Here is a 439-nt window from a genome sequence, read left to right as displayed (position 1 = left end):
CAGCACGCAACCGAACAGCACTTCATCCACGGCATCGGAAGCGATACCGGCGCGTTCGACCGCTGCACGAATCGCCGCAGCGCCCAGTTGCGGAGCGGTGAGGCCTTTGAGATCGCCCTGGAACCCGCCCATCGGGGTGCGTACCGCGCTGACAATAACGATTGGATCAGTCATGAAAAATCTCCTTATTTGGCTGCCATGCGCAAGGCCCCGTCGAGACGGATCACCTCGCCGTTGAGCATGCTGTTTTCAATGATATGCCGCACCAGCGCGGCGTACTCGCCCGGTTTGCCCAGGCGCGACGGGAATGGCACGCCGGCGGCGAGGGATTCGCGCACTTGCGGCGTCATGCCCGCCATCATCGGAGTTTCGAAAATACCGGGGGCGATGGTCATCACCCGAATCCCGTAGCGCGCCAGCTCGCGGGCCGCCGGCAGGG

Annotated in this window: 1 protein-coding gene and 1 pseudogene; both read right to left on the bottom strand. The window is 63.8% G+C overall.

Annotated elements, in window-relative coordinates; all coding sequences use genetic code 11:
* Positions 1-174: pseudogene (locus tag HX846_RS38965) on the bottom strand (acetyl-CoA C-acetyltransferase); the annotation flags it as partial.
* Positions 175-185: 11 nt separating this feature from the next.
* Positions 186-439 (bottom strand): SDR family oxidoreductase (locus HX846_RS38960; protein ID WP_178967668.1); only part of this gene is annotated, 254 nt, incomplete at its 5' end.

Source organism: Pseudomonas sp. K5002, from assembly GCF_013386655.1.
Classification (GTDB): domain Bacteria; phylum Pseudomonadota; class Gammaproteobacteria; order Pseudomonadales; family Pseudomonadaceae; genus Aquipseudomonas.
Note: the sequence above shows the minus strand (reverse complement) of the source record. Positions and strands in the feature narration are given on the sequence as shown.